This window comes from Nitratireductor sp. GCM10026969, from assembly GCF_042660605.1.
Lineage (GTDB): Bacteria > Pseudomonadota > Alphaproteobacteria > Rhizobiales > Rhizobiaceae > Chelativorans.
In genome coordinates this window covers 1-8,740 of record NZ_JBHSUM010000166.1, presented here as the reverse complement: position 1 = coordinate 8,740, position 8,740 = coordinate 1, and the positions used below count along the sequence as shown (strand labels likewise).

7 protein-coding genes and 1 pseudogene are annotated in these 8,740 nt (G+C 66.4%); 4 read left to right on the top strand and 4 right to left on the bottom strand.

Annotation, left to right across the window (positions count from 1 at the left end):
• Positions 1 to 518, bottom strand: a 518-nt coding sequence (locus ACFP9U_RS21570) for a CaiB/BaiF CoA transferase family protein (protein ID WP_378624633.1), incomplete at its 3' end; no start/stop codon positions are given.
• A 576-nt stretch (positions 519 to 1,094) separates the two neighbouring features.
• Between ACFP9U_RS21570 and ACFP9U_RS21565 the strand changes: the two genes are divergently transcribed.
• Both ACFP9U_RS21565 and ACFP9U_RS21560 read left to right on the top strand, forming a co-directional pair.
• Positions 1,095 to 2,186: a glycosyltransferase family 4 protein gene (locus tag ACFP9U_RS21565; RefSeq protein WP_378624631.1), complete on the top strand. Its 1,092-nt coding sequence runs from the start codon at positions 1,095 to 1,097 to the stop codon at positions 2,184 to 2,186.
• A gap of 32 nt (positions 2,187 to 2,218) precedes the next feature.
• Positions 2,219 to 4,423, top strand: a complete 2,205-nt coding sequence (locus ACFP9U_RS21560; protein ID WP_378624629.1) for a glycogen debranching N-terminal domain-containing protein — start codon at positions 2,219 to 2,221, stop codon at positions 4,421 to 4,423.
• Between the two features lie 166 nt (positions 4,424 to 4,589).
• On the opposite strand, the gene ACFP9U_RS21555 is transcribed toward ACFP9U_RS21560, so the two are convergent.
• Entirely contained in the window at positions 4,590 to 5,531 is a 942-nt protein-coding gene (locus ACFP9U_RS21555) for a sugar-binding transcriptional regulator (protein WP_378624627.1), read from the bottom strand.
• A gap of 114 nt (positions 5,532 to 5,645) precedes the next feature.
• Here ACFP9U_RS21555 and ACFP9U_RS21550 point away from each other — a divergent pair.
• Positions 5,646 to 6,392 (top strand): annotated as a pseudogene (locus ACFP9U_RS21550) (malonyl-CoA decarboxylase domain-containing protein); the annotation flags it as partial.
• A gap of 117 nt (positions 6,393 to 6,509) precedes the next feature.
• Here the strand turns inward: ACFP9U_RS21550 and ACFP9U_RS21545 are convergent.
• Positions 6,510 to 7,040, bottom strand: coding sequence for a tyrosine phosphatase family protein (locus ACFP9U_RS21545; protein ID WP_378624626.1), 531 nt, complete (start codon positions 7,038 to 7,040; stop codon positions 6,510 to 6,512).
• 10 nt (positions 7,041 to 7,050) lie between these two features.
• Positions 7,051 to 8,085, bottom strand: a complete 1,035-nt coding sequence (cobD, locus tag ACFP9U_RS21540) for a threonine-phosphate decarboxylase CobD (protein WP_378624635.1) — start codon at positions 8,083 to 8,085, stop codon at positions 7,051 to 7,053.
• Between cobD and cbiB the strand changes: the two genes are divergently transcribed.
• The coding region (gene cbiB, locus ACFP9U_RS21535; RefSeq protein WP_378624624.1) for an adenosylcobinamide-phosphate synthase CbiB at positions 8,084 to 8,740 on the top strand (657 nt) is incomplete at its 3' end. The two genes, cobD and cbiB, sit on opposite strands and share 2 nt — an antisense overlap.

The following is an 8,740-nucleotide window of genomic DNA, read 5'->3' as shown; positions in this document are numbered from 1 at the left end:
GGCACGGGCCCCTGGCCGTCGTCGCCGCTCAGCCACATGACGCCGGAGCGCGCCTGCGCGAGCAGGTCCTGGCCGGGCCGCGCCACCCACGGGCCGTCTTCGCCATAGCCGCTGATCGAGGCATAGACGATGCCCGGGTTTATGGCGCGCACGGAGGCATAGTCGAGGCCAAGGCGCTCAATGACCCCGGGGCGGAAATTCTGGATCAGCACGTCCGCCCGTTTCAGGAGCTTGCGCAGGGCGGCAAGGTCGTCCGCGTTCTTCAGGTCGACGGCAAGGCTCTCCTTGCCCCGGTTGATGGCGTGGAAGATCGTCGAATCCCCACCGATCTCCGTGTCGCTCAGATAAAGCTGGCGGGACAGGTCGCCGGCGCCCGGGCGCTCGATCTTGATCACCCGCGCACCGAGATCCACGAGACGCAGCGAGCAATACGGCCCGGAGAGGAACTGGCTCATGTCCACGACGACGAGCCCGGCAAGCGGGAGATCCTCGTCCTGTGCACTGTCGGCACCCGTCATCGGGCGTGCTCCCAGGCCGCCCGGCCGGTCCGGGGCGCGCCTTTGAATAGGTTCGGCATGTCTCCTCCACAAGGGTGAGCCTGTTTTCTTGTGAAGAAACTATTTAAATATGGGAGATCGTGCAAGGGGCGTTTCGCGGCCGGGTCGACGGCAAGCGTTTGCCGCCGCGCGGCGAGGGATTGCCCGCGCTATCCCGGCATCTTCAAGATAGAAGGGGCGCGAAGAGCTCCACACCGAAAAACCGGCGCCGCAAATGGCCGAGGCCCTAAAGCGCGCCGTCGAGAAACGGCCGCAGCCGGTCCATGCCTTCTTCCGTACCGCGCCTGCGGGCATCGATATCGGCGTGCCCGTCGCGATCGGTCGGGGACGATATCGAGAAGGCGCGCCTCGTAGACGAAGACCGGCCCCTCGGCCCCGAGGCGCGGTTGAGGCAACCGCCCTCGTGCAAAAATGCGCGGCCCCTCTTTTCGCCGGCAAAACGGCTCCTAAATCATCGGCGAACTACCCGCATTCGGTGTTCCTTCGCCCGTTCCCGGGCACCCTTGTGATGCTTGCTCTAAAGAGGAGGTGTTGCCGATGAAGATCGCCCAGATTGCGCCGCTGGCTGAAAGCGTTCCCCCGAAACTCTACGGCGGAACGGAACGCATTGTCTCCTATCTCACCGAGGAACTGGTCCGCCAGGGACACGAGGTAACGCTGTTCGCCTCGGGCGATTCGCTGACATCGGCGGAGCTCGTGCCCTGTACTGAAAAGGCGTTGAGGTTCGATCCCGCCGTCAATGACCCCATCCCCTACCACCTGATCATGCTTGAAAAGGTGCGGCAGAGGGCGGATGAATTCGACATCCTGCATTTCCATATCGATCTCCTGCACTTTCCCCTTGTCCGCCCCTTCGCACACCGCACCGTGACCACCTTGCACGGACGGCTCGATCTCCCCGACCTCCAGCCCTTCTACCGGGCGTTCCCGGAAATCCCCGTGGTCTCCATTTCCGACGACCAGCGCCGTCCGCTGCCAATGGCGAACTGGGCGGCCACGGTGCAGCACGGGCTGCCGCTCGATATCCTTCCGTTCAACCCGCACGGGCAGGGCGGTTATCTCGCCTTTCTCGGCCGCGTCTCACCGGAAAAGCGTCCCGACCGGGCGATCGAGATTGCGGTCAGGAGCGGCATGCCGCTGAAGATCGCCGCAAAGGTGGACAAGGTCGATGAGGATTATTGGCGCGACGTGATCAAGCCGATGATCGACCGCCATCCCAACGTCGATTACGTGGGCGAGGTGGATGAGACGACGAAGGCGGCCTTCCTGGGCGACGCCTCGGCACTTCTCTTTCCGATCGACTGGCCGGAGCCTTTCGGACTCGTGATGATCGAGGCGATGGCCTGCGGAACGCCGATCATCGCCTTCCGCTGCGGCTCGGTTCCGGAGGTGCTGGAGGAGGGTGTTTCCGGCTACATCGTCGGTTCCGTCGAGGAGGCGGTGGGCGCGGTCGGCCGGGTCGGCGCGATCAGCCGCGCCGGCGTACGCCGTGCTTTCGAGGAGCGCTTCAGCGCCAGCCGCATGGCAAGGGATTATCTGGACGTCTACGATTCTCTGATGCACCATCGCATGCACATGATTCCGTTCCCAACAGAAGCTGCGGGAGCGGGCGTGCAGACGGTGGCCTAAGGTTCCAAGGCGCAAAGCGAATGGTGGGTGCAATGGACGAGCGCACCGATCCTCTCGCGCCGCGGCCGGACGAGTTCGGCACGGTACGAACACCGCAGTTCTTCATCGCCGCCACCGCTCCGCTCCAGGAGCGACGGCCGCGTACCCAGAAGGACGGCGACACCTTCTCCATGTTCGACCATAACGGAGACGCGCTCTCGGGACCCGGCAGCCCCGAGGGCATCTATCGCCGCGACACGCGCTATCTCTCCCACTTCTTCCTGACGATCGGCGGTGAGCGGCCGCTGCTGTTAAGTTCCATGCTGCGCGACGACAATGCGCTTCTCACCTTCGATCTCACAAATCCCGACCTCTACGCGGAGGGCGGGCTCGAGCTGCAGCACGACGTCATTCACATTCGCCGTACACGGTTCTTGTGGAACGCCACCTGCTTCGAGCGGGTGAGCGTGCGCAACTACGACGAGTCCACCCGGCGGGTGCAGCTCGAACTGGCCTTCGCCGCGGATTTCGCGGATCTGTTCGAGGTGCGCGGCGCGCGGCGGGCCAGGCGAGGCAAGTTGCATACGCCGAAAGTGTCGGCGAACCGTGCCGTGCTCGCCTATACCGGGCTCGACGGTGTAGAGCGGCAGACGACGTTGCGCTTCGACCCGGCACCGAAGGAACTGACCGGCGGGCGCGCCGTCTACGAAATCGAGCTCAAGCCGCGGCAGACGCGGCAGTTCTTCGTCGAGGTGACCTGCGGCGAAAGCCCGTGGGAGATGACGCCGCGCCGGCAGTTCTTCTCCGGCCTGCGCGAGGCCCGTCGCGCCATGCGCGCAGCCGTCGGAAACGCCGCTTCGGTGACCACATCGAACGACGTCTTCAACGAGGCCGTGCGGCGGGCCGTGGCCGACCTCTACATGCTGATGACGGAGACCGAGGACGGCCCCTATCCCTATGCCGGCATTCCCTGGTTCAGCACCGTCTTCGGGCGGGATGCGCTGATCACCGCGCTCCAGACCCTCTGGCTGGACCCGGCGATCGCCCGCGGCGTGCTCAGGCATCTGGCCGCCAATCAGGCGCAGACCGAGGATCCGGCTGCCGATGCCGAGCCGGGCAAGATCCTGCATGAAGTACGCTACGGTGAGATGGCGGAATTGGGCGAGGTACCGTTCCGCCGCTATTACGGCAGTGTCGACGCCACGCCGCTCTTCGTCCTCCTTGCCGGCAGCTATCTGGAGCGCACCGACGACGTCGGGACGATCCGCGAATTGTGGCCGCATGTCGAGGCGGCGCTTGCCTGGATCACGGAATATGGCGACCGCGACGGCGACGGTTTCGTGGAGTATGGCCGGCGCACGGTGGAGGGTCTTTCCAACCAGGGCTGGAAGGACTCTTACGACGCCGTCTTCCATGCCGACGGCCGGCTCGCCGTCGGCCCCATCGCCATGGCCGAGGTGCAGGGTTATGTCTACGCCGCGTGGAAGGCGGCCGCGCAGATGGCGCAGGCGCTCGGGATTCGCGGGCGCTCGATCGAGTTCGAAGCTCAAGCCGAGCAACTGCGCGCGCAATTCGATCGGGCCTTCTTCGACGAGGAGCTGGGCACCTATGTGCTCGCGCTCGATGGCGACAAGCGCGCGTGCCGCATACGCTCCTCCAATGCCGGGCACGCGCTGTTCACCGGGATCGCATATCCCGAACGCGCCGGCTCCGTTGTGGAGACCCTGATGGACCGCACCTCCTTTTCCGGATGGGGGATCCGCACCGTCGCCACCACCGAGGCGCGCTACAACCCGATGAGCTACCACAACGGCTCCGTCTGGCCGCACGACAACGCGCTAATCGCCGCCGGGCTCGCCCGCTACGGCTTCCGCGCGGAGACGGCGCGCGTCTTCGAGGGGCTGTTTTCCGCCGCCACCTATATCGACCTGCGGCGCCTGCCGGAGCTTTTCTGCGGTTTCCCGCGCCAGCGCAGCCGCGGCCCCACCTTCTATCCCGTCGCCTGCTCGCCGCAAGCCTGGGCCGCAGTGGCCCCGCTCTCCATCCTGCAATCCTGCCTCGGCATGGCAATCGATGCGGCGCAGGGCACGCTGACTTTCCACCAGCCCATGCTGCCGGAATTCCTGGAGGAGGTGACCCTGCGCGGCATAACCCTGCCCCAGGGCCGCCTCGACGTTTCACTGCGGCAGGTCGGTTCCGAGGTGGTGGTGCATGTGCTCGAACGCGAGGGCGAGGTTGTGGTCACCACCACATATTGAGGGAAAGCTGCTCGGCAGGACGCCGGAAGGCGCAAAGGTGCACAATCCTGTCGGAAACGACAGCCTCTGGAGCGGGTGCGCTCACATTCGTTCGCTTGGCTGCTCTATCCATTTGTTTCGCCGCATTTGTGCCACGCCAAGTGATGCCACTTGGCTGCAAAATGCTCTAGCCGAGCAGCGCCTCGGCCGTGGTCTCGTTGGTGATCAGGCCGCCGATCAGGCCGCCCTTCAGGGCGATGCGGATGCCTGGCAGCTTTCTGGGACCCATGGCCGAGGCGATGACCATCGAGGTTTCCCGGCTCGGGATCGGCGCGCTCGCCACGCGCGCGTTTGTGATGCCCTCGATCAGGCGGCCTTCGCCGTCGAAGGCCCAGCCGACGATCTCCGTCAGCCCGCCTGCCGCCTGCAGCGCCCCGAGTTCCTCCTTGGTGATGAAGCCATCGAGGTAGAGCGGCGCTTCATCGTCGAGCTCGCCGATGCCGACGAAGGTCACGTCGGCCCTGGCCGCGAGATCCAGTGTCGTCCGGATCATGGGCTGGCCATGCAGGGTGGCGCGTTCCTCGCGGGAGGAGGCGATGACGGGCAGCGGCATGGGGAAGAACCGCGCCTTCACCTTGTCGGCCATGGTGAAGACCACGTTGTAATAGGCGGCCGAGCCGTCCGGTGCGATATTGCCGGTCAGCGAGACGATGCGGTGCTGGGGAGCTTCGATCGTGCTGAGCTGCTCGACGGCGGCCCGCAGCGTGCGCCCGGTGCCGATGGCGATGACCAGCGGATCGGGGCGGCGCAGCCATCGCTCGATCTCCAGCGCCGTCGCCTGGGCGACGCCCAGCGTCGCCGACGTCGAATCGGGATCGGTCGGCACCACCTCGCAGAACGTCAAGCCGTAGGTCTCGCGCAGCGCCTTCGAAAGGTCGAGGCAGCGGGCGATGGGATAGTCGATGTGGACCTTCACCAGCCCTTCCGAAACCGCCAGCGAGACCAGCCGCTGAGCCGACTGGCGCGACACGCCCAGCTTCGCGGCGATCTGGTCCTGCGTGTTGCCGGCGACGTAGTAGAGCCAGGCCGCGCGCGCGGCATCGTCCAGCTTAGCCCCATTCACGACCATTCATGTTTCTCCTGTCGACCGTTTCAGCATTTACCAGCCTGAAGACCTTTGTGGAAATAGGCCTTGACCCTTCCCGTCGGGAAGTGGTCGAAGCAAGATCCTGGCTCGCTGCGGTTTCACCGGGGTCTTCTCGTGCTACGTTCCATCGACTGGTCTGCGCCGGCTGCACTTCGCGACAAGATCATGCACTGCGAAGCCGTGCACGAGATCGGCAGCCGCAAGGCACTGCGCGACCGGCTGGAACCGGAGGACAGACGCTGCTTCGGCGATTTTCATCCCGGGGCGCCGGACGAGCCGCTGATCTTCCTCTCCGTCGCGCTGATGCGGAAGATGCCGTCGGCAATCGACGAGATCCTCAAGGAAGGCCGTGAGGTGATTCGCGCCGCGGAGGCCACGGTCGCCGTATTCTATTCCATCTCCAACTGCCGGCCCGGCCTGCGCGGCATCTCCTTCGGCAAGTTCCTGATCAAGGACGCGGCGGCGATCCTGCGCCGCGAACTGCCGCAGCTTGAAACCTTCGTCACACTGTCCCCCGTCGGCGGCTTTGCGAACTGGCTTGCCGAAGCGCACGCGGCAGGCGGACCGGCGCCACTCGACGACCGGCAGAGGGCGGCACTGGCGCTGCTGGACGATCCCGAGTGGCCGCATGATCCCGACAAGGCAGCCGCCCTGCGCCCGGCGCTCACGGCGGCCGCGGCCTTCTATCTCCTGAAAGCGCGCGATCGGCGCGGCCGGCTAAGGGACCAGGTCGCGCGCTTCCATCTCGGCAACGGCGCGCGGCTGGAGCGGATCAATTTCCTGGCCGACCGCTCGCCCAAGGCCATGCGCGAGGCGCATGGGTTGATGGTCAACTACCTCTACGACCCGGAGGGCGGCGGCGTTTTCACCGAAGATGGCGAGCCGGCGGCGCGCGGGGTGTAGGGCTCTCTAAACAACAGGGCACTACCCCTCTCTGGCAAATTCTAAGGACTTGGCCCTCTACGACCGACGCCCCTTGCCCGCGACATCGATGCGCAAGGCAAACGGCGTGCCCTCGAAGGCCTCGGCGCCGCGGCCGATCGCGCGGATCGCCTCGACCATGCGGCCCTGGCGGCCGAGAAGGTCGTCGGCGAGCGCGATGATGCGGGCATTCGGCGTGGCGGAAGGAGCAAGGCGGCGCAGCTCGCGGGCAAGTTCCATCTCGTTGTGGGCGGGCTGGAGGGCGGCGGCGATCGTGTAGGCGGCCGCTGTGGAGCGGCTGATGCCGGCAAAGCAGTGCACGACGAGCGGCGCGGCGCGGTTCCAGCCGTAGGCGAAATCGAGGAGATTTTCGACATGCGCGCGCGAGGGGGCGACCAGTTCCGGCATCTCCTCGACGATGTCGTTCATGGACAGGTGAAGGCAGCAGGAAGGATCGAGGTGGGCCGGCCGCGGCGGCTCGGCCTCGGTGGAGAGCAGCGAGACGAGGTGGCTGGCGCGCGTCGTCTCCAGGATGTCGGTCAGGCGGGAAAGGGGTGTCACATGGATCATGGCCATGTTCCTAGTCCGCGTGCCGCCAGCGGCGGAGGGACTGTGAAAGCCGGTCGAACGCATCCTCATCGCCCGGTAATCCTATGCGCAAGGCGTGCGGGTCGCCACTAAAATTGCGCACCAATATACCGTCCCGCCCGAGCGCATTGAAAAGGCTTTCAGCCTTGTGTGTGCGCAGGAAGCGGAACAGCGGCGTGCCGCCGGCAGTGGCGATCCCGCTCTCGGCCAGCAAAACGTCGAGCGCGGCGGTTCGTTTCATCAGCTTCCCACGCATTTCCGCCTGCCATTCAAGATCGGAAAGGGCCGCGCGGCCCGCCACCAACGCCGGGCCGCTGACCGCCCACGGGCCGAGCCTTGCGCGCAGGGTCTCGGCAACGGGCCGCGCGGTGATGGCGAAACCGAGGCGCAGGCCCGCGAGCCCGAAAAACTTTCCGAAGGAGCGCAGCACGACGATGCCACCCGCCTCCACGTCTCCGTCCAGCCGCTCCGCCTCGGGCCCGACATCCATGAAGGCCTCGTCCACGACGAGGAGCCCGCCCCTTTCCCGCATGTGCCCGGCAAGCGCCAGAAGATCGGCGCGGTTGGTCACGCGGCCATCCGGATTGTTCGGGTTCACCAGTATCGCAAGTTCCGCGTCGAACAGCGTGGTGAAATCCTGAACCTCTCGCACGTCGTGGCCGGCGAGCGCGGCGGCGCGCCGGTGCTCGGCATAAGTGGGCGAGAGCACGGCGGCTTTGCCCGGCGGCACGCATGCTGCAACGAGCGGCAGCAGGATCTGCGTTCCCGGTGCTGCCACGACGTTGGCGCCGGCCGGGGCGCCATAGGCGCGGGCGGCGATGTCGGCGAGGTCCCTAAGTGCTTCTTCTTCGGGAAGGCGTTCAAAGGCGCTGGCCGGAAAGTCGGGAAGCGGATAGGAGTAGGGGCTGATGCCCGTGGAAAGATCGAGCCACGGCTTCGGGGCGCCCGGGAACAGCGTCTCGGCACGCCCGAGGCTGCCGCCGTGATCGGTCACTTCACTGCCCAGGTCTTCCAGACGCGATGCCATGACCCTCATTCTAGCCTTCCTGTCGCTCGCCATCGAACGGGTGATCGGCTATCCCGACCGCCTGTTCGGCGCCATCGGCCACCCGGTCACCTGGATGGGCGGGCTGATCGGTTTTCTCGACCGCCGGCTCAACCGCGCCGAATGGCCGAAGGGCGGCCGGCGTGCGGGCGGCATGGTCGCGCTGGCGGTGCTGGTCCTGATCGCCGGCGGGATCGGCTGGCTCGTCCAGTCCTTGCTCGGCGCCGGCGCTGGGCTCCTCCTCACCGCATTGCTCGCCAGCACACTCCTCGCCCAGCGCAGCCTTGCCGCCCATGTCGAAGCCGTGGCAGAGGCGCTGGAGACGGAAGGTTTGGCGGCGGGGCGAAAAGCCGTTTCGCAGATCGTCGGGCGCGACACGGCCGAGCTCGACGAAGCGGGAATTTCCCGTGCGGCCATCGAAAGCCTGGCGGAAAACTTCTCCGACGGCGTGGTGGCGCCGGCCTTCTGGCTGGCGGCGCTGGGGTTTCCCGGCGCGCTCGTCTACAAGGCCGTCAACACCGCCGACAGTATGATCGGCCACCGCACGCCGCGTCACGAGGCCTTCGGCTGGGCCGCCGCCCGTCTCGACGATCTGGCCAACCTGCCTGCCTCGCGGCTGACCGCACTGCTCCTCGTG

Bases quoted from the DNA above. Each gene is read 5' to 3' on its own strand.
- ACFP9U_RS21545 (WP_378624626.1), bottom strand. From the start codon at position 7,040: ATGATCCATGTGACACCCCTTTCCCGCCTGACCGACATCCTGGAGACG.
- cobD (WP_378624635.1), bottom strand. From the start codon at position 8,085: ATGGCATCGCGTCTGGAAGACCTGGGCAGTGAAGTGACCGATCACGGC.
- ACFP9U_RS21560 (WP_378624629.1), top strand. From the start codon at position 2,219: ATGGACGAGCGCACCGATCCTCTCGCGCCGCGGCCGGACGAGTTCGGC.
- ACFP9U_RS21555 (WP_378624627.1), bottom strand. From the start codon at position 5,531: ATGGTCGTGAATGGGGCTAAGCTGGACGATGCCGCGCGCGCGGCCTGG.
- ACFP9U_RS21565 (WP_378624631.1), top strand. From the start codon at position 1,095: ATGAAGATCGCCCAGATTGCGCCGCTGGCTGAAAGCGTTCCCCCGAAA.